This is a genomic window from Arthrobacter sp. 05T45, from assembly GCF_056395875.1.
Genome location: NZ_JBFTKI010000004.1, coordinates 40,907 through 60,661 on the forward strand (window position 1 = coordinate 40,907; position 19,755 = coordinate 60,661).

Genomic DNA, 19,755 nt, shown 5'->3' on the forward strand with positions numbered 1-19,755 from the left:
TGAAGTTGACGACTGTGGGACTGGACACTTCCGTCAGTATTACTGTATTACTGAATTGACGCTTAGCACCGCTCACAAGATTCATTCCGCCCAACAAGGCGGAGACGGGAGAAGGACGATGAAGTTCAGAGGAGCAGTTCTGGAGAAGATCGGGGCACCGACGCCCTGGCAGGAAACCTCCCCCATCAACGTGGCCGAGCTGACCCTCGATCCCCCTGGTCCAGGCGAGCTGCTCGTGCGGATGGAAGCGGCAGGCGTGTGTCATTCGGACCTTTCGCGCGTCAGCGGTGTCCGCGAGTGCGCCGTTCCCATGGTTCTCGGCCATGAAGGCTCCGGCATCATCGAGGAGCTAGGAGAGGACTGCGGGGACCTGCGTCTCGGGCAGCGCGTCACCATGACCTTCATGCCGCGCTGTGGCGAATGCAGCGCTTGCACGTCCAACGCCTGGGCTCTGTGCCTCGAAGGTACTCGGGCCAACGCCGACGGAACACTGCTGCACGGAGATCGCCGCCTCCGGATCAACGGGCAGCCTGTCGACCACCACGGTGGGGTGTCGGCGTTCGCTGAGTACGCGGTCGTGGACAAGCATTCTGTGGTGCCGCTGCCCGAAGGCGTACCGGCCGACGTCGGAGCCCTTTTGGGCTGCGCTGTCCTGACCGGCGGCGGCGCCGTCATTAATGCGGCGAAAGTCCGGCCGGGCGAGTCTGTTGCCATCGTCGGCATGGGGGGCGTCGGCCTGGCCGCCGCGCTGGTGGCCAAGGCCGTTGGCGCCAGCGAGATCACGGCGATTGACATGCTTCCGGCCAAACTGGCGACGTCCCTGGAAATTGGCGCTACCGCCGCTTATACGCCGGACGAGGCCGTGGCCGCCGGGTTGAAGTTCGACGCCGTCATTGAGTGTGTGGGCAACCCCGCCGCTCTCTCGGGAGCCATTAACCTGACCAAGCCCGGCGGACGGACCGTGACGGTCGGCCTCCCGCGCCCCGAGGCGCGGCTGGAGATTTCTCCGCTGAGCCTCGTTGTCGAGGCAAGGCAGCTCATCGGTTCCTACATGGGCTCCGGCATTCCGTCCGAGGACATCGCACGGTATGCCCAGATGTACCTCGACGGCGTTCTGCCGGTGGAAAAGCTCATTTCCGGCACCATTGCGTTGGACGACATCAATCACGCCATGGATGAACTTCGTAAAGGCAAGGTCATCCGCCAAATCATCGACCTCAAGGGAAGGCCTTCGTGAACTTCACCAACCAGACCGTCATTGTCACTGGAGCCGGCAGCGGCATCGGCAGGGCGGCGGCACTCCGGTTCGCCGAGCTGGGAGCGAATGTCGCCGTCGCGGACAAGAACGAAGCCGCAGCAGCCGAGGTAGCCGGCGAGGCAGGCAGCAAGGCTTTGGCCGTGACCGTCGATGTCAGTGACTCGGCAAGCGTTCGCTCCATGGTGAGTGCCGTCGTCCAGGCGTTCGGAGGCATTGACGTCCTCTGCAACAACGCCGGCTTCGGCTTCCCCGGTAATGTGCTGCAGATCGACGAGGACAACTGGGATCGTCTCATGTCCGTCAACCTCAAGGGTGTTTACCTCTGCTCCAAGTACGCCATCCCAGAGCTGGCCAAATCCGGTGACGGCAGGATCGTGAACACATCCTCTTACACTGCCGCCGTCGGTATTCGAGACCGCGCCGCCTATGTTGCTTCGAAGGGCGGTGTATCGGCGCTGACTCGTGCCATGGCCTTGGACCATGTCGACCAAGGCATCCGGGTCAATGCTGTTGCCCCCGGCACAGTGAACTCGCCTTACTTCGACAAGATGATCAACCAGTCGACTGACCCGCAGGGCCTCCTGGATGAGCTCAACGGTCGCGCCCCCATGCACCGCATGGGCCGGCCTGAGGAGATTGCCGAAGCCATCGTCTGGCTCGCAGCCAAGGAATCAAGCTTTACCACCGGATCTGTCCTGACGATCGATGGAGGAACATCAGCATGGTAGTCACCAAACCGCACGCGTCCCTTTTCATTGGGCTCGGCAACATGGGCCGGCCGATGGCCATCAACTATGCAGCCGGGCGGGAGCTGTTCGTCTACGACACGAACCCTGAGGCCGCCGCCGAAGTGGCCGCGGCCACGCAGGGTACGGCCCTGCCCGATCTGGAGAACATTCCCACCCACGTCCAGACCGTGATCCTAATGCTTCCCAACAGCAGGATCATCGAATCCGTGCTGCGCACGAATCCGGGGCTCCTGAAGCGGCTGCCGGCAGGTTCGCTCGTCATCGACATGAGTTCCTCCGAGCCGGAAAGCACCGCTTCCCTCGCGGCCGAGGCAGCCGCACTTGGCATTGACTACGTCGACGCGCCAGTTTCCGGCGGCGTTGCCAAAGCCGAGACCGGCAAGCTGGCCATCATGGTGGGAGGCGACAGCACCGCCGTTGAACGCGCCAAACGGCACCTGCACCACCTTGGCGAGGCCATCACGCACGTGGGCCCTCCCGGGACCGGGCACGCGGCAAAAGCCCTGAACAACCTGCTCTCCGCCACCAACCTGGCCGCTGCGGCCGAGATCCTGAGTGTCGCCGCGACGGCAGGCATTGCCCCGGAGAAGATGCTCGAGGTCATCAACGGCTCCACTGGCCGAAGCCAGGCCTCCGAGGTCAAGTACCCCCGCCATATCCTGACCGGCACGTTTGACTCGGGCTTCGCCATGGATCTGATGCTCAAGGACCTCAAGATCGCCCGGAACCTCATTTCCCAGCAATCCGCTGAAGCACCGATCGTTCTCACCGCACAGGAAACCGCGGAGAAGGCCCGGGAACTGCTGGACAGCACCCAACCTGACCACACCGAATTTGTCCGGTACTACGAAAAGCTCAACGGCACTCCCCTGCGCGCCGGCTCACCTGCCACCGACCGAAAGGACCCCTCATCATGACCATCAATTCCCTGAACGAGCAGACCACCGAAGCCCAGGACTACATCGACGACATGGCGCGCAAGCGCGGCTATGTCCTCGACTACCACAAGGTCATGGCCAAGCACGATTTCCCCGTGCTGCAGGCCGCAAACCACGTCGTTTCGGCCGCCTACCTTGACCAGCGCACACTGGACCGGAAGACAAAGGAACTCATATTCATCGTGAGCCTGACCGTAATGCGCGCATCCAAGGGCCACATCCAGAGCCACATCCGCGTCGCCCTCGACCTAGGGGTCACCCCTACGGAGATCCTTGAAGCAATCGAAATCTCGCTCCCTGAAGCAGGCGTCGTGGCCTTCCAAGCCGGCTTCGATGCCTGGCGTGAAGTAGTTGGAGCTGACGGCATCGAACCCACGGTGGCCGCCCACGAGGGCGGCAATGGCGCCTCCTAAAGACGACGGCGGCTACCGGGTCGTCGCAGTCCGCGTCGGCACCCGGGCCACCGAACGCAGCGACGTCTACCTCAATTACCGGCTGTACGGGGAAGAGGACGGACCAGCCACGGTGGACTACTACTTCTGGATCCTCCAAGGCCCTGAAGGAACGGTTGTTGTGGATACGGGATTCGGTGAGGAGGCCGGGCGCAAGCGTGGCCGGACCCTGCTGCTGCACCCCGCCCAAGCCCTAACCCGGCTCGGAGTCGACCCGGCCGCCATCGATGACGTCATCGTCACGCATGGCCACTACGACCACATCGGAAACCTCGGACTGTTCCCCAACGCGCGGATCCACATGGCCGAGGCCGAATACCGGTTCTGGACCTCGCCCACCGCCGGGCACGTACAGTTCTCCTTCTACTCAGAAGAGGACGAAATCGACCAGCTGCGCCTGGCTGAAGCCGAAGGGCGCCTCAGACTGTTCTCGGGCGAAACTGCCCCGGCGCCGGGGCTGAGGCTGGTTGAGGTGGGCGGGCATACGCCCGGGCAGGCCATCGTATATGTCCACACGTCGGAGGGCGAGGTGCTGTTGGCATCCGACGCCGTGCACTTCTATGAAGAGCTCGAACGCGACATGCCCTTTACTGCCATCAGCGACCTGCCCGCGATGTATGAGGCATTCGCCATCATCCGGGACGAAATCCGCGAACGCGGGCTCACCGTCGTTCCAGGCCACGATCCGGCCGTCCTCACGCGATTCCGTGCGTGTGAACAACTTCCCGCCGGGGCCGGAATAGCCATTGGCGGGCCCCAAACAACCCACAAGGAGACACCATGACCAGCACCTTCAACGTTGTGGCCCGGTACCGGACCAAGCCCGAAACCACAGAGACCGTCCTCAAACATTTGGGGAAGATGGCGGCCGAAACCCGCAACGAGCCCGGCAATATCTCATACGAGTTCTTCCGCGGAGTCGAGGACGACAAGCAGATCGTCATTCTCGAGAGCTACCACACCGCCGAGGACTTCGACCTGCACCGCCAAACCCAGCACTTCCTCACCATCGGCGCAGTCCACATCATTCCTGAACTTGAATCACGAACGGTCACAACACACGTGACAACAAACGTTCCCCAGGAAGCCCCCTAGACCGGAAAGCGGCGCGCACATGAAAGCAGATTCGTTGTTCGCCGAAGAAGGAATGAGCCAGAACTGGGCCGGATTGCGCCTGGGGCAGCAGGTGTCGGTCCAAGAGCCTGCAGGCGAACCCTACCCGGCCGCCATTGATGCCCTCACCGAGGACAACGGTGTGGTCTGGATCGTTTCGGAGCGCGGATACCAGCGCAAGGCGTTTGACTACCGCGAAGGGGTCATCCTCACACCATCGTGAGGATGACCCGGCCTTCTTTTGCCGTTTCCCACCTGTCCACAGGAGGTTCCCATGAACAGCACGCGACATTCGCAATCGATCATGCGTGCGCTGATCGTCAGCCCGGCAGCGCCGGGCCGGATCGATGTTCTCGACGTCGCGGCGCCGATTGCAAATCACAGTGAAGTGCTGGTCGAAGTTCGTGCCATCTCGCTGAACCGCGGTGAGATGCGGGCCCTTCGCACCGCCGAGGCCGGTATCACCCCCGGGTGGGACTTTGCCGGAGTTCTTCTGGAGGACATCGGCGATCAATTGAAGGCCGGCTCCCGGGTCGCCGGGATTGTGGAGCAGGGTGCCTGGGCCGAGTTGGTCGCCGTCCAGCGAGACTGGATCGCGCCCATTCCCGACGGCATGACTTTCACTCAGGCCGCAGCCCTGCCAACCGCCGGGCTGACTGCATTACGCACCCTGCGGCTGGGCGGGGCAGGCATCGGTGACCGCGTACTGATCACCGGTGCCGCCGGAGGCGTCGGTCAGTTCACGGTCCAACTTGCGGTCCACGCCGGGGCCAAGGTGACCGCACTCGTCAGCGGGGTCGGCGATGTCGAACGAATCAGCTCGCTGGGCGCCCACCATGTCGTGACCGACGTCGAGCAACTTCGCCAGCGATTCGACGTGATCATCGAGTCGGTGGGCGGCGAAATACTGGGCCGTGCGCTGTCCATGCTGGATCCGCGCGGCAGCCTGGTCACGTTCGGGAACACGTCTGATGCGCCAACCACCTTCAACGCCAGGGACGTCTACAACGGTGCCCTCGTGAAGATGCTGGGCTTTGAACTGTTCTTCGACCCGGTTCCGTTCGGCCGGGACCTGGCAGTACTTCTTGGCATGACGGCCCGCGGGGAACTCAACCCGCACGTCGTCGATGTCCTGCCGTGGACGGATATGGCCCACGCGCTTGAACGATTGGACAACAGGGCCGTCGGTGGAAAGCTGATCCTCACCGTCGACCAGTGAGTGGTGCCGCTTACTAATGTCAGGCGGAGCGTGTGGCCTTCTTCGCAGCTGCGTCGAGCGTCTCGGCCGCAAAGCTGGCGAGGGCAATGCTGGCCGCCCGTTCGACATGGGCGCGGCAAAGAGAACTCGCAGCCGCGGCATCCCTGCGCCGGATCGCCTCAACGATACCGTCAAGCTCCGCCAGCGTCTGCTCAAGACGGCCAGGTGTTGAGAGTGTCTGCCTGCGAAGCATCATCACCCGATTGTTGAGCGTCTGCAGCATCTGGGCCAGCACCTGGTTCCCGGAGCCGGCGAAGAGCACTTTGTAGAATCCGTTCTTGGCCTGCAGCATGTCGGAAGGGCTTGCTTCTATGCCTGGCGCACGAAGAGCGTCAACAGCCAGGGCAAGCCGGTCGATGTCATCTTCGGTGGCCCTCACCGTGAAGCCGTAGGCAAGATGGCCTTCGATCAACTGCCGGGCATCGTAGATCTCGCGGGCGTCCTCTTCACTGATAACAGCAACAGAAGGGCCCTTGTGAATGATGTTCGTAATCAGCCCCTCCGCTTGCAACTGCTGCAGCGCTTCCCTCAGCAGGGTTCGGCTGACACCCAGCCTGGCGCAAAGCTCCCGTTCTGAAAGTTTCTGACCGGGCTGGAGCGACCCGTAGAGAATGGCATCCCGCATGGCATTTTCTGCCCGTTTGCGTATCGATGTGTCCTCGCGTTGTATCCACAGGTCACTAGGTGCTTCCATCGCTGCCTCCCGTTGTGCGTCGACTCTCACTCTACCGTCCGCGTTTGTAGTTTCGCCAGAATGACCGATGGTCTGACATTCTCCGGACGGCAGTGGACTGGTTCCAGCCACACGGCAAACGCGTTCTGCCCGAAGGGTTCGGCCGGCGATGCGTGGGAACTCGACGATCCCGATGCCTTCGGGCCCGGCTCCGCCACCACTCGTGATTCCTTGTCTTAGTGTGGGTGGGGCGAACGGCAGGGTGTCCAGATGGGCTAGAGGGCAGAGCCGTCGGCGTCCGTGCGGGGATCGGTGGGGGCGCTTTCCGGCACCAGTCCTTCCTGCTTGAGCTCGGCCCAGAACTCCTGCGGTGCTTCGCTGGCGGCGGCGCGGATGTTCTGCTCGGCCTGGGCTACGTTTTGGGCGCCGAGAACTACCGATGTCACGGCCGGATGCAGCCTCACAAATTCAATGGCAGCGGAGGCCAACTTCACGCTGTGTCTGGCGCAGACATTTTCGATGGCGGACACCGTTGTGACGACGTCGCTGGGGACCGACTGATAGTCGTATGTCATCTCACCGTTCTTTGTTCCGGTTGCGAGAATGCCGGAGTTGAAGACTCCACCTGCGATCACCGAAACATTGCGGTGCTGAAGCTCTGCGAAGGCCGCATGCAAGGGTTCGTGGTTCAGCAGCGTGTAGCGCCCGGCGATCAACGCGCAGTCGATGTCGAATTCGCGGGCGACCTGGACAACCGACTCAGTTTCGTTGACGCCAAGGCCGACGGCGGACACTGCGCCGCTGCTGCGAAGCTCCTCTAACGCCTTGTAGCCGCTGTCGCGCAGTTGTTCGTGATAAATGCCCGCATCGTTCCCGTGCCAGGCCCTGCCGACGTCGTGCACGAGCAGGACATCAATGTAGTCGACGGCAAGACGCTGCTGGCTGTCTTCGAACGACCGCATGATGCCGTCGTAGGTGCAGTCGTGCTCATCGAGGAAAGGAAGTGGGTCCACCCACTCGATGCCGTACGCCGTTTCCTTGGGCCGCGTGCGCTTGGCAGGCTTCAGCACCCGGCCAACCTTCGTGCTGACCACTACGTCATCACGGATCTCCAGTTCCCTGAGGGCGTGCCCGAGGTAGTACTCGGCCTTTCCGAAGCCGTACATGGGCGCGCAGTCGAAGTGGCGAACGCCCCCGCGGAACGAAGCGTCGATCACAGCCTCAAAGTCCCGGTAGCTGGCCTTGGTTCTGAATCCGGCCAGTGGGACAGTGCCCAAACCGAGCGAGGTAATGCGGACATCGGAATTGCCAAGCCTGCGGGAATCCAATTCAAGCCTCTCGTGTTGACGGACTACTCTCTGGTCCGCGGGACTGCCCTCCCGCCGCCGGCAGCACGCCACCGATCCCGCCAGCGTATTACGGTTAATCTGAAATCGATTCAAGTTTTAGATTAATCCACGATCGCCCGTGTTTCAAGGATTTGAGGGGTTCATGTTCCTGAGGACTGACGTAAGAGTGTGACGGTTGACACGCCACCGCTTCCGCTCGGATAATATTGCGTGGCAGTATTACTGTACGACAAACATCAACGATGATGGGATGGAGACGGATATGTCCGAGTACGATCTGATAGTCATTGGCAGCGGCTTCGCAGGCGCGTCCGCAGCATTGAGCTACTGCGAGAATGCGGCCGAACATGGCAGGTCGGGCCGCGTTGCCATTGTGGAAGTCGGCGCCGAAGGCGAACGATCCGGTGGATCGCGCTGGACGATGGCCTGGCTGCGTGTTTACGAAGACAATCGCCTCGATGCGGCATGGAAAGACAAGGTCATGGAAACGTCCAAGGGCCTGGCCGACCTCGACTACTGCCTGGCCCTGGAACGCGAGGCGCCGGGAACTATGAAGTACCTCGAGGACCACGGCATCGAGATCTACCAGCACTGGGAGAAGGACGTCGCTCTCGAGTACGAGACCGACAAGAGCATCAAGTGGCCCGTCGGCGGCGGTCTGCAGATCGTCAACAATCTCTTGAGCCATTACGAGAAGTTTGATGGCGCCGAGATCCTGTACGAGACGGAAGCCGTCAAGCTGAGCCTCTCCGATGCGGGACGCGTCAACGGGGTTGTCGTCCGCGGTAAGGACGGCCTGCTCCGCACGCTGAGTTCCAATGCGGTGGTGGTCGCCAGTGGCGGCTTCGAGGGCAACCCGGAAATGCTGACGCAGTATTTGGGCAACGACGCAGTCGATATCAAGCCCATCGTTCCCGGGCTGGTCCGGAACAAGGGTGCTGGCATCCGCATGGCCATGGAAATCGGCGCCGACACTTCCGGCCAGTTCGACATGTTCCACTCCGAGGTGGTGGACTCCCGCACACAGCGTCCGGACGCTGTGATCTGGGGGCATAACTACGGCATCTGCGTCAACCAGGACGGTCAGCGCTTCTTCGACGAGGGCGAGGACTACCTCTTCGCGCACTTCGAGCTCCTTGCCTACGAAGTGTGGAAGAACCAGCGCCAGAAGGCCTACTTCATCACCGACAAGCCGGTCATGGACCGGATGCGTCCAGGCTGGGTCTACGAAACAACCGACCTGGAGCCGGAGGAAGGTGCAACGCTCGCCGAACTGGCAGGCAAGCTCGGCCTCGATCCGGACGCCCTGGAATCCACGGTCCAGGAGTTCAACGCGGCAACGCCTGGTGGTCCGTTCCAGCCTGAAATCCTCGACGGTTTGGGTACTGCGGGCATCACCCCCCCGAAGTCCAACTGGGCTAACCGCATCGAATCCGGTCCGTTCTACGGCTACCCGCTGGAGGCAAGGATCACCTTCACTTACGGCGGCCTGAAGGTCGACACTGAGGCGCGAGTGGTCTCGAGCGGTGGAGTCAAGATTCCAGGGCTATATGCCGCCGGTGAAATTACCGGGCTGTTCTACCACGAGTACCCGCCGGCTACGTCATCGCTGCGGTCGATGACGTTCGGCCGCGTGGCCGGTGCCAATGTCGTGAAGGACCTGAACGCCGCCGAGGCCGGAAACGCGTCGGCTCCGGCCGCGACCCGGGCCGCGGAAGCAGCAGACAAGGATTCCGCGCTCCTGCCGCCTTCGGAGGCTGCTTCAAAGGCGGCGGAAGCTGCCGCGTCTCGCGGCTAGCGGAAGTCCGCCACATTGTTCCGAAGAAAATAGCCGACGGCGCGTTCCTTGAGCACCTGTTCAAGGGACGCGCCGCTTCCCGTGGAGGACAATCATGAGCACAATGAGGATCTTCGAGATGCCGCGCATTGAGCGCGTTATCGAAGGTGCCGGGACGCTGTTCCAAATCCCGGCTGAGATGGAGGGCCGGGGGCTTCACAACGCCTTGGTCATCACTGGAAGAACCATCGGCGCCAGCGAGCCGTTCCGCAGGTTGCTTGATGATCTCGGTCCCAAGGCCGTGGCAGTCCACTCCAGGGTGGAGGCGCACAACCCGACCGACGGCATCGCGGAGCTGATCAGGACGGCACGGTCCAGCGGAGCCGACGTCGTCATCGGCATCGGCGGTGGATCCGCGATTGATGCCGCAAAGCTGACCGCCCTCGGCATCAGCGAAGGAATCGAACAGCCGGACGAACTGCTCCGCTACAGCATTTCACATGGGTTGCCGCCCCTCTCGGGAACTCCGTTGCCCATCATCGCTGTTCCGACGACTCTGTCAGCGGCGGAATGGAACGGGGTCGCCGCCTTCGTGGACAAGTCGACGCGTCGCAAGGAGCTTGCGCGCTACCTCGAACTGACGCCCACCACCATCGTGCTTGACCCCGCGCTGTCCGCGCTGACCCCAAGGCAGCTTTGGACTACCACCGGGGTCCGGGCCATCGATCACTCCGTGGAGATTGCGTACGCGACCAATGCACACCCGTATACAACAGCGTTGTGCACCGCAGCATTGGAAATTCTCGCAAGGGACCTCCCCCGTACCGCTCAGGACCCCCAGGATTTCGAAGCAGCCCTACGTTGCCACCAGGCCGCGTGGATGTCGCTCATCGGGGTGCACAACGTCCCCGTTGGGCTCTCGCATGCCATCGGACACCAGCTCGGAGCTGCCGGAGTCCCGCACGGTGTGACATCCTGCATCACCTTGCCCCATGTCATGCGGTTCTTCGAACCAGCAACGGAAAAACAACAAGCAGTAATGGCGCGAGTCCTCGCCAGCGCGAGGGGCAGCAGCACCAAGCTCCCGGCCGCCGATGAAATGGAGCTGTTGTTCGCGAAGCTGGGAGTGTCAACAGGGATCAGAGATTTTGACCTATCGCCGGAGGTTCTGGAAAACGTTGTGGAGGCCACCATGGGTGAGGCGGAAGCCGTACTCCGGCAGGCGCCCCGCCCGGTTTCTGCCGAAGACGTGCGATCCATCCTGAAGGAGGCCTACTAGCAGGCAGCATAAGGACGCCTCGGCGGGTTCTTTTCGACCAGCGCGGGAGGCGACATGTCGGGCCCACCGCCAGCGGGTCACTGTCTTGAATCCAGGATTCAGGAGCGCTCGTCCCGGTCGTTTCCGGGACGAGCGCTTTCTGTTCTCGTGCCCCCGCGGGGGCAGGATCCTGACGGGGTCGGGTCAGGGCATGCCTACCCACGCATCCGAAGTCACGTGCTGTGAATCACATCGGACTATTGCGCCCCATGCCGGACGGATCTTATACTCATCATACGAACGCATTATTGTATGACAAAAAGTCATTGCGACAATCAGGAAGAGTCCGTGTGTGTTCCGGATGAAGCCTACGCAACGGCCCGGACAGTGCGTGTCGCCGCGCAAAAAGGTAAATCTCGGAGGAGTGAGTAATGGTCAAAGAGGACCAGAACGTCGGCACTATCCTGCAATGGCCCACGCCGAACAGGCCGCAATGCCGGTCTGCCGGCGGTCATGCAGTTCAAGCGCGCCAACAGTGGGGGCGCTGACATGAACACCGCTGAGCCACAGTCCCCGCTTCGTAACCCACCTTCGGAAGCCGGAGACGGCGAATCCAGGGTATCCATCAGTAAAGTGGCCAAGTCCTTCGGTGAAACCAAGGCGCTTCGGGAGGTCAATTTTTCCGCCACGGCAGGCGAGATCCACGCCATCGTGGGCGAGAACGGCAGCGGCAAAAGTACCCTCGCCAAGGTCATGTCCGGCATCGTCATCCCCGACGCGGGAACAGTTGGCGTCAACGGCCGCACGGTTACAAGTCCGTCAGAGGCGCTGGGCAACGGAATAGCCACAGTCTTTCAGGAAGTGCTGGTCGCAGAAGGTGCCAGCATCGCTGACAACGTGTTCATAGGAACACAAGGGCTGTGGCGCTCGAGAGTGTCCCGAAAGGAGCAGAACCGGCGCTCCGCCGAACTGCTCGAATCCTTGATTGGGCATCCCATGGATCCCACCGCCATGGTGGAAAGCCTTTCCCTTGCCGACCGGCAGTGGGTCACCATTGCGCGAGCCCTCATCCGCTCGCCCAAAGTCATCATCTTCGATGAATCAACGGCGGCACTGGACCTCCCCGGAGCCGCCAGGCTGTACTCCGAAATGGAAAGGCTGCGCTCTGACGGCGTGTGCGTCATCATCGTCACGCACCGCATTGCCGAATTGACGACTTTCGCTGACCGGGCCACCGTGCTGCGGGACGGAGTCGACGTCGGCGTGCTCAGCGGCGATGAAATCACCGAAAGCCGCCTGATCGAGCTGATGACCGGCGTCGCCGCGAAGGGCGGCCTGGCCGCCGGCACACAGCATCATCAGCGACTTTCCAAGCATCCGCAGGAAAAGATCGTGCTCCGCGCCCAGGGCCTGGTTGCAGTTCCGGGCGCTCGGCCGTCCGATTTCGAACTGCGCAGTGGCGAGATCGTCGGCTTCGCCGGTTTGGATGGCCAAGGTCAGGCGGAATTCCTTCAGGCACTGACGGGCGTCCGGCCAACCCCCGCAGGAACAGTGGCTGCACTGGGGCCGGAAGGGGAATTCCTCCCCATCAATTCCCTGGCCGGGGCCGTGGACGCCAAGGTTTCCTACATCTCCGGAGACCGACGGAAAGAGGGAATCTTCCCCAACCTAAGCATCGCGGAAAACTTCGGCATGCCGCTGTACCGCAGACACAGACGCGGCGGGGTCATCGACCGATCAGCGATAAGTGCCAAGTTCAAAGACATGTCCAACACACTGAAGTTGCGGGCCGGAGCACCCTCGAACCCCATCACTTCGCTCAGCGGCGGAAACCAACAGAAGGTGCTGATCGGGCGCGAGTTGGCACAGCAACCGCGCGTTGTCGCCCTGAACGACCCTGCTCGTGGGGTGGATGTCAGGACGAAGCGGGAACTGTACGTCCAGCTGGACGCACTAGCGGGCAGCGGAGCCGGCGTCATCTACCTGTCCACCGAAATTGACGAACTCATCGGTCTATGCGACAGGGTTGCAGTGTTCCGCGACGGCGCGTTGCTCGGTTGGGTGGTTGGTCAGCAGATAACGTCCGACCGGATCCTTGCTGGCATGTTCGGTCATCTGGAGTCCGATTTTGACGTCGAGAAAGCAATGGTGGAACAGTCATGAAGCCTCAAAGCCCATTCGGCCGGCTCACGAACCGTACATCGTACGCGTTTGCAGCGTGGGGCCTACTTATCGTCCTCCTGGTCGTGTGCTCTATTCGCGCGCCCTACCTCTTTACTGCCAGTGGCATCGGCGGGCTGCTGGTGTCCGCGGGACCACTCGTTCTGGTCGTCATGGGCCTGACCGTGACCGCCCTCGTAGGCAGCGGAGTGGACCTCTCCGCCGGACCCTTGATGATCTTCGTTAATGTCACTCTTGTCCGGGTCTTTTTCGACAACCAGATCGGCAGCCCTGCGCTGGTGATCGCATGGGCGCTCGGCATCGGCGTACTCATCCAGGTCCTGCAAGCAGTAGTGATCACCGTAGCCAGGATTGAGCCGGTCATCGTGACACTTAGTGCTTTCCTGGCGTTGTCCGGCATCAATCTGGTCATTCTCACGCAGCCCGAGGGGCAGGCTCCCCGCTGGCTGGCCGAATGGGGCGCGGGACGTTCGATCCTTGCCCCCATGACCGTATTGCTGTTGGTGGCCATCGCAGGCTGGTGGGCGTTCTCGCGCTCCCCGCTGTTCACCAGCATTCGGCTGGTCGGATCCAACCAGCGCACGGCCTTTGTCAGTGGTGTTCCCGTGGTGGCGGTCAGGATCGTCGCCCACGGTGTTTCCGGGCTGCTCATCGGCGCGGGCGGATTGGCCTACACCGGGCAGATCGCCTCGGGAAACCCAACGCAAGGCGGAACCTACACCCTTGCCGCCATCACTGCACTGGTCCTGGGCGGCATCAGCCTCGCCGGCGGCCGTGGCGGCGTCCTGGGAGCCATCCCGGGAGCTATCGCCGTCACCCTGATTTCCTTTACCCTGACGACCTTCTCGCTCGGAACACTCGCCTCGTTTGTCGTGCAGTTGTCGTATGGGCTCATCTTGGTGCTCGCGCTGTTGATCAGCGTGATAATCCCCGCAGTGTGGCGCAAACGCCAGGAGGCAAAGGCATGACAACCGTCGAGAGCTCACCGACAGAACGCAAGAGCACGATGCCAGGACGGGTCTCGGCCCAGAAGAACATCATCCTCGGTCTGGTGATGCTGGCCGGCCTCTTGATCGTGGGAGCCGCCACCGTCGAGGGGTTCCTGTCCGGACCAAACCTCCGGTCAATGCTCCTGCTGGGCGCATTCCTGGGTCTGGCATCGGTAGGCCAGACACTTTGTGCACTGCTTGGCGGCCTGGACCTGTCGATTCCATATCTCATCGGTTCCGCCAATATCGGAACTCTTTACATGATCAGCGCCGGTGTGCCGGCCGGCCTGGCCATCCTCATCGTTCTCCTTCTTGGCCTTGGAGTCGGCATACTCAACGGTCTCCTCAGCCTGCACCTTCAGAACCAGGCACTCATCGTTACTTTGGGTGTCGGATTCGCCACCGTGGGTGCGACGCAAGTCTTGACCAGCGCAGGTGCGTCCAACGCGGGCGGCACCAGCGGCGTCGTTCCTGAATGGCTTGCCAACATCTCCTCCCTCAACGGTGAGACTCTCGGGATGCCCGTACCTCCCATCGTGGTCATCTGGATTCTCCTGGCGGCCGCCCTCGTCTTGGTGATGCGATACACGTGGTTCGGCCGCAGCACCTATGCACTTGGTGGAAACCGGACGGCAGCACGGCTGATGCTGATCTCCGAACCGCGCCGCTGGGTAACGGTTTACGCCATGAGTGGACTGTTCTCCGCAGTCACAGGCGTTCTCCTGCTGGGCTTCACGGGCGGGGCATTTGTGAGGGTGGGTGACCCGTATCTGTTCCTCACTGTTGCCGCCGTGGCAGTCGGTGGAACTTCTCTCTTGGGCGGACGCGGGGGTTATGGCAGCACTGTCGTGGGTGTCTTGGTGCTCATCGCGCTGACCTCGCTACTGGTGGGATACGGGCTGAACAACAATGCCCAGCAGTTCGTGCTTGGCCTGCTCATCGTCCCGCTAGTCGGTTTCTATGCACGCAATCCACACATCCGCCAGCAAATCTAACGCGCCCACCAAAGGAAAAACCGTGAACACGAACCCGACAGCTACCCAAACGTCACAGCAGAGCCCACAGTGGCAAGCAGGAATCACCGTGCGACGGGAGGTTCTGGGCGATTCATATGTCACCGAATCCCTCGAACGCACGGCGGGCACGGAAAGCGAGGCGCTCCAGGCGCACATCACAGAAACGGTGTGGGGAGCAGTATGGAACCGGCCGGGCCTGGACAGGCGCAGCCGCAGCCTGCTTAACATCGGTATGCTCGTAGCCCTCAACCAGCACCATGAACTCGCCGTCCATGTGCGCGGCGGGCTCCGCAACGGTCTGACTCGTGGCGAAGTCGTGGAGTCGATCCTCCACGCAACCGCCTACTGTGGGGCGCCAGCCGGGCTCGCCGCCATGCGCGTGGTCCAGAAGGTGCTGGATACCGAGGCAGCCGCCGGAGCCGCTCCCGACCAAGGCGCATGACGCCCGGGCCGGCATTCCGACAGACCCCGAAGAGCCGCCGTCGTACCCTGCAAGGTGCGACGGCGGCTCTTTTGGGCGTTCGGGTCGGGGAAAACGGATGTCCTTAGTCCGTGGTCCCCTGGTCAACCCGGGCTGGCGGAGGTGCCTTGGCGGCGGATGGCGGCCACGAGGGGTCGACTGCTTTAGGGGCGGGCTTGTGCGGTCTTATTGGGGGCTGGTCTGGGACCTGGCCACTGCTCTGTGGCCCTCCGGATGGGGCCCTCTTTATAGTAAGCGCGCCTGAGCGGAGTTGCTTCGGGCAAGGACTGGGGCCATCCCACTCACACAAAGGAAGCCCCGGACAGGATCTGAACTGATCCCCGAAAGTTGGACTGAGAATTCAGTTCTGGCTCTCGGGGAGGAGTTAATGTATGGCTGCAGTTCGTTATCGGAGGAACCGCGCAAGGCCGGGGTAGCGTTGTTCGAGACCCTGTTGGGGCGCCAAATCCGTGGCAGCAAGGCTAGGGGTGGGCGCACGGGCTGCGGGTTATATGGCCGGTGGAGAGTTCGCGGAGGTACGACGCTAGTGACCAAGCCAACCAAGCGGCTGTTTTCGTTTGGGTTCAAGCTCGCTGTTGGGCTGCGGTATCTGGCGGGAGAGACCAAGGTTGCCCTGGCAAGGAGTTCCAGCTGTCCTACCCGGAGCTGATCAAGACGTGGGCACGCCAGTATCGGAATGAGGGCGAAGACGGCCTGCGCCCGAAACCGAAAGGCCGCCCAAAAATAGATCCCGAGGCCCCGGCGCAGCCAGAGTCGGAACTGCTCAGGCAAGGTGGACGATCGCGAAGAAGACCGTGTTGAAGCTGATGCGTTCGCTGGGGCTGGTATGCAAAGTCCGGCGGAAGAAGCGCTACGTTTTCTATCAAGGCGGGCAGGGCACGATTGCCCCGAACCTGCTGAACCGGGAGTTCGACACCCATGCCCCGAATGAGAAGTGGGTTACTGACGTGACCGAGTTCGGCGTCGGTGACCGGAAGCTCAACCTCTCACCGGTCATGGACCTCTTCGCCCGGCAGATCATCTCCCACGCCATCGGCTCGTCTCCGAACCTTGGAGCTCACCAACGCTTCGCTGCGCCAGGCTTTGACGACGCTTCAGGACCGGCAGAAACCGCTCGTGCATTCGGACCAGGGTTTCCAGTACCATCACGCCTCGTGGCGCACTCTCCTGGAGGGTGCCGGCGCGGTCCAATCGATGTCACGTAAGGGCAACTGCTACGACCATGCCGTGATGGAGATCTTCTCCGTCCACCTCAAGGAAGAATTCTTCCACCGCGTCCGGTTCCTCAGCACCGACGAACTGGCGGCCCAGCTGAACGAATACATCCGCTGGTACAACACCGAACGGATCTCGACAAAGCTCAAGGGCCTGAGCCCGGTGCAATACCGTGCTCAGGCCCTCGCGGCTTAGGCCCTTACTCGACCAGTCCAACCTCCGGGGACCAGTTCAATCCCCTGTCCGGGGCTTCAGCCGCATCTCTGAATGGCGAATGGCTTTATGGCTTCTTCCAAGTGAACGGGTCACTGGGGTGGGTAAAGAATGCGTCAAGCTTCTTTCCGGTCAACCACCCATCGGCGGGCTCGAGCCAGCCATCGGCGTTGGGGTCGCAGTCCGTTCCGAGTGTCTTTTTCACTTCGTCATAGCTGATCGGCGACACACTGAGCACGATGGACTGGATCTTTGGTCCCTGCTGCTGCAGGATGCGCACCGCTGTTTCGACACCCAGTTCCATCTCGCCCTTGGGAGGCCAAATGTTGTAGCCCGTGGTTGCGAATTCAGGATGGTTGACCCAGTAGCAGGCCGCACCCGTCTCGCCGCCGATGTTGATGGGGACAACGGGCCGCCCCGACTGCTGGAGCGCCTGCAAGGCTCCTGTGGCCGACGCCGGCTGCGCGACAATGCCGTCCAGCTGGCCAGGGTGGGTAGCGAGGAACTTCTGGACCTCCGTCTTGGTGACCGGAGCCGACCACATACCGTTGACCGAACCCACCAGCTTGATTCCTGGATACTCCTTCAACGCGTCCTGGACTCCGGACTCAAAGTCAATGGCATTCGTTGCCCCGGGCACTCCCTGGACGTCGAGAACGTTGCCCTTGCCGCCGATCTTGTCGAACACGGACTTGGCGAACACCTTCCCGGCATCCCGGTAGTTCGTGACCGCACTCACACTGTAAGGCGAATCAACGTGCCCACTCCAAGCGACAAAGGGAACGCCTTTGTCGTTTGCATACTGAATTGACTGGTTGAGGGCCGTTTTGGCCGAGCAGCAGGCGATCAGAATGTCTACACCTTGGTCGACGAGCTGCCGGATCTGCTGGTTCTGGACAGTGTCGTCTCCACCCGACTGGGCGACGATGACCTCCTTGATCAGCCCCGCCTTCTTATACCGCGGCACGATGTCATTCATGAGGTGGTCCATTGCCGTCGTCTGCCATGAGTTGCCCGCGTACGGACTGGCGTACCCGATAGTCCACGGCGGGGGCCCTTTTGGCTGCCAGCCATCGACATACGGCGTCGGGCCCGTCAGCGCGTCTGCATTTGCGTACGCCTTCTGCGCATCCGCTGGAAGCGTGGACAAGGCGCTTTGGGAAGCCGTACCAGCACTGGCCGAGGACCCTGCCCCGGCAAAGTCGTTTCCGCCGCCGCAAGCCGTGAGGGCCAACATGCCGCTGATAGCCAACGCCCATCCCGCCAGCGACCGCCTTCCGGGGCTCTTCACCCGACGTCGTGGTGTACGGGCCTGGTCTTCATTGACCATTCTGCTACTCCTTTTGATAGTCCGATCTGGACGGGAGACAGAGGAGTCACCCGCACAACGGAGAATGCATGCCGGCTCGGTGTGTATTAGTGACGAATGTACGACAATCATAACGAGCCGATGCGATGATTATAGGAGCGGCGCAGCCCACATGCAACAGTTTTGGAACCCTAAGCGGCGTTTCCGTAGCCTTGACGTCGTCCTTGTATATTCTACGATCGTCTGACATTCTGCCACTACATGGATATTGCGGAGGCACGCCGACGACGACGGAGTATTTGATGGCAGATCACATGAAGGTCCATGTTCTTGAAACCGGGACCATGGAAGCGGACATGACGTGGCTCCTCCTTAAGCCCGGCCGCATCATCGCCGACCGCCACGACAAGGAAATGAAACGCGAATGGGGCGACATTCCGACGCATGCGGTGCTGATCGACCATCCTGAGGGAAAGATCCTGTGGGACACAGGCGTCCCACGGGACTGGGAAAAACGCTGGGAACCCAGCGGGTTTGTTGACTATTTTCCGGTCAAGGACGACGCCTCCGGAGAGCCTGACTACCTCGACTCCTCGCTCGCCCAGCTGGGGCTTGCCCCCGACGACATCGACATCGTGGTCTTATCGCATCTCCATTTCGACCACGCCGGAAACGCCCGGCTGTTCGACAATGGCAAGACGCGGATTCTGGCGAACCGAAAGGAGCTCGAAGGCGTCAGCGGAATTACCGGGGATTCCCTCGGCGGCCACCTGAAGGTCGACTTCGAGGGCCTGAACATCGAAGCAATCGACGGCGACACGAGTATTGTCCCCGGAGTCAGTGTCATAGACACTCCGGGTCACACCTGGGGAACCATGTCCCTTATGGTTGATCTGCCCGAAGACGGCATGAAAATCTTCACTTCGGATGCCGTCTACCTCCGGGATTCCTTTGGTCCCCCTGCGGTGGGCGCAGCCATCGTCTGGAACAATCTCCAGTGGCTTGAGTCTGTGGAAAAAATCCGCCGGATCGCTGAGAAAACCAATGCCGAAGTGATCTTTGGGCACGACTCCGGGCAGCTTAGCCAGCTGCGGCTCGCACCGACGGGTCTTTACCAGTGATTCTTTACGATTTCCTTTGCGCCGAAGGTCACCGCTTCGAAGCAGGGCTCGCATCAATGCATGCAGAAAACCCCGTCTGCCCGGCCTGCCAAACACCCACCCAGCGGCGGCCCACCGCCATTCGGCTTCACGGACGGGCCGACCCGGGCCCGTCCCAGGCGGAACGTCCACGCAGTTGGGAGCAGGTGAACAAGGGAGACCCCGAAACGGTTCGAGGGTGGCAGAAGGCCATCGAACAGCGGGAAAAGCTTGAGGCCAAGTACCCGGAGTTGGCCGGCGACAACCGGCCTGTTCTCGCTCACGAGGGAATCTTTGCCCTCAACCCGCTAAGGGTGGGAGACGATCTTGCCACGTCCATAGCCCAGGCTACACAAGCTTCGTCAGCGACGAGGCTGGAAACCTAAG

At 61.8% G+C, this 19,755-nt stretch carries 20 protein-coding genes; 17 read left to right on the top strand and 3 right to left on the bottom strand.

Annotated elements, in window-relative coordinates; genetic code table 11:
• Positions 1-118 precede the first annotated feature (118 nt).
• From AC1DGD_RS06315 to AC1DGD_RS06350, 8 genes are read left to right on the top strand one after another with little or no spacing between them, the layout of a single operon-like run.
• Positions 119-1,237: an alcohol dehydrogenase catalytic domain-containing protein gene (locus AC1DGD_RS06315; protein WP_476856256.1), complete on the top strand. Its 1,119-nt coding sequence runs from the start codon at positions 119-121 to the stop codon at positions 1,235-1,237.
• On the top strand, positions 1,234-1,986 hold the full coding sequence (locus tag AC1DGD_RS06320) for an SDR family oxidoreductase (protein WP_476856257.1): 753 nt from the start codon (positions 1,234-1,236) through the stop codon (positions 1,984-1,986). The genes AC1DGD_RS06315 and AC1DGD_RS06320 overlap by 4 nt, the downstream gene beginning before the upstream one ends.
• The gene (locus AC1DGD_RS06325) at positions 1,980-2,924 is read left to right on the top strand and encodes an NAD(P)-dependent oxidoreductase (protein WP_476856258.1); all 945 of its coding nucleotides are present in this window, start codon (positions 1,980-1,982) and stop codon (positions 2,922-2,924) included. Before AC1DGD_RS06320 ends, AC1DGD_RS06325 begins: the two co-directional genes overlap by 7 nt.
• Positions 2,921-3,358 carry a carboxymuconolactone decarboxylase family protein gene (locus tag AC1DGD_RS06330; protein ID WP_476856259.1) on the top strand — a complete coding sequence of 146 codons (438 nt, stop codon included), beginning with the start codon at positions 2,921-2,923 and terminating at the stop codon, positions 3,356-3,358. Before AC1DGD_RS06325 ends, AC1DGD_RS06330 begins: the two co-directional genes overlap by 4 nt.
• Complete coding sequence (locus AC1DGD_RS06335) at positions 3,345-4,181, top strand: N-acyl homoserine lactonase family protein (protein WP_476856260.1); 837 nt, start codon at positions 3,345-3,347, stop codon at positions 4,179-4,181. The genes AC1DGD_RS06330 and AC1DGD_RS06335 overlap by 14 nt, the downstream gene beginning before the upstream one ends.
• Positions 4,178-4,492, top strand: coding sequence for a putative quinol monooxygenase (locus AC1DGD_RS06340; RefSeq protein WP_476856261.1), 315 nt, complete (start codon positions 4,178-4,180; stop codon positions 4,490-4,492). The genes AC1DGD_RS06335 and AC1DGD_RS06340 overlap by 4 nt, the downstream gene beginning before the upstream one ends.
• 19 nt (positions 4,493-4,511) lie before the next feature.
• Positions 4,512-4,733 (top strand): hypothetical protein, encoded by a 222-nt coding sequence (locus tag AC1DGD_RS06345; RefSeq protein ID WP_476856262.1) that lies wholly within the window; start codon positions 4,512-4,514, stop codon positions 4,731-4,733.
• 51 nt (positions 4,734-4,784) lie between these two features.
• Positions 4,785-5,729: a zinc-binding dehydrogenase gene (locus AC1DGD_RS06350; protein ID WP_476856263.1), complete on the top strand. Its 945-nt coding sequence runs from the start codon at positions 4,785-4,787 to the stop codon at positions 5,727-5,729.
• Between the two features lie 19 nt (positions 5,730-5,748).
• Here the strand turns inward: AC1DGD_RS06350 and AC1DGD_RS06355 are convergent, their stop codons facing one another.
• Together AC1DGD_RS06355 and AC1DGD_RS06360 are read right to left on the bottom strand one after the other, a co-directional pair.
• A complete protein-coding gene (locus tag AC1DGD_RS06355) occupies positions 5,749-6,462 on the bottom strand; it encodes a GntR family transcriptional regulator (RefSeq protein ID WP_476856264.1) in 714 nt (237 codons plus the stop codon).
• 254 nt (positions 6,463-6,716) lie between these two features.
• On the bottom strand, positions 6,717-7,718 hold the full coding sequence (locus AC1DGD_RS06360; RefSeq protein WP_476856265.1) for an aldo/keto reductase: 1,002 nt from the start codon (positions 7,716-7,718) through the stop codon (positions 6,717-6,719).
• A gap of 334 nt (positions 7,719-8,052) precedes the next feature.
• On the opposite strand from AC1DGD_RS06360, the gene AC1DGD_RS06365 reads away from it, so the two are divergent.
• From AC1DGD_RS06365 to AC1DGD_RS06400, 8 genes are all read left to right on the top strand, one after another.
• On the top strand, positions 8,053-9,588 hold the full coding sequence (locus tag AC1DGD_RS06365) for an FAD-binding protein (protein WP_476856266.1): 1,536 nt from the start codon (positions 8,053-8,055) through the stop codon (positions 9,586-9,588).
• A 94-nt stretch (positions 9,589-9,682) separates the two neighbouring features.
• Positions 9,683-10,846 (top strand): iron-containing alcohol dehydrogenase, encoded by a 1,164-nt coding sequence (locus tag AC1DGD_RS06370; protein WP_476856267.1) that lies wholly within the window; start codon positions 9,683-9,685, stop codon positions 10,844-10,846.
• Positions 10,847-11,374: 528 nt separating this feature from the next.
• Positions 11,375-12,988: a sugar ABC transporter ATP-binding protein gene (locus AC1DGD_RS06375; protein WP_476856268.1), complete on the top strand. Its 1,614-nt coding sequence runs from the start codon at positions 11,375-11,377 to the stop codon at positions 12,986-12,988.
• Between the two features lie 83 nt (positions 12,989-13,071).
• Positions 13,072-13,974, top strand: a complete 903-nt coding sequence (locus AC1DGD_RS06380) for an ABC transporter permease (protein ID WP_476856269.1) — start codon at positions 13,072-13,074, stop codon at positions 13,972-13,974.
• Complete coding sequence (locus AC1DGD_RS06385; RefSeq protein ID WP_476856270.1) at positions 13,971-14,990, top strand: ABC transporter permease; 1,020 nt, start codon at positions 13,971-13,973, stop codon at positions 14,988-14,990. Before AC1DGD_RS06380 ends, AC1DGD_RS06385 begins: the two co-directional genes overlap by 4 nt.
• Positions 14,991-15,078: 88 nt before the next feature.
• Positions 15,079-15,453, top strand: coding sequence for a carboxymuconolactone decarboxylase family protein (locus AC1DGD_RS06390; RefSeq protein WP_476856271.1), 375 nt, complete (start codon positions 15,079-15,081; stop codon positions 15,451-15,453).
• A gap of 537 nt (positions 15,454-15,990) precedes the next feature.
• A complete protein-coding gene (locus AC1DGD_RS06395) occupies positions 15,991-16,293 on the top strand; it encodes a helix-turn-helix domain-containing protein (protein WP_476856272.1) in 303 nt (100 codons plus the stop codon).
• A gap of 249 nt (positions 16,294-16,542) precedes the next feature.
• On the top strand, positions 16,543-16,902 hold the full coding sequence (locus AC1DGD_RS06400; protein WP_476856273.1) for a transposase: 360 nt from the start codon (positions 16,543-16,545) through the stop codon (positions 16,900-16,902).
• Between the two features lie 85 nt (positions 16,903-16,987).
• On the opposite strand, the gene AC1DGD_RS06405 is transcribed toward AC1DGD_RS06400, so the two are convergent.
• On the bottom strand, positions 16,988-18,250 hold the full coding sequence (locus AC1DGD_RS06405) for an ABC transporter substrate-binding protein (protein ID WP_476856274.1): 1,263 nt from the start codon (positions 18,248-18,250) through the stop codon (positions 16,988-16,990).
• Between the two features lie 281 nt (positions 18,251-18,531).
• On the opposite strand from AC1DGD_RS06405, the gene ahlD reads away from it, so the two are divergent.
• Positions 18,532-19,350, top strand: a complete 819-nt coding sequence (ahlD, locus tag AC1DGD_RS06410; protein ID WP_476856275.1) for an N-acyl homoserine lactonase AhlD — start codon at positions 18,532-18,534, stop codon at positions 19,348-19,350.
• The last annotated feature ends 405 nt before the right edge of the window (positions 19,351-19,755 follow it).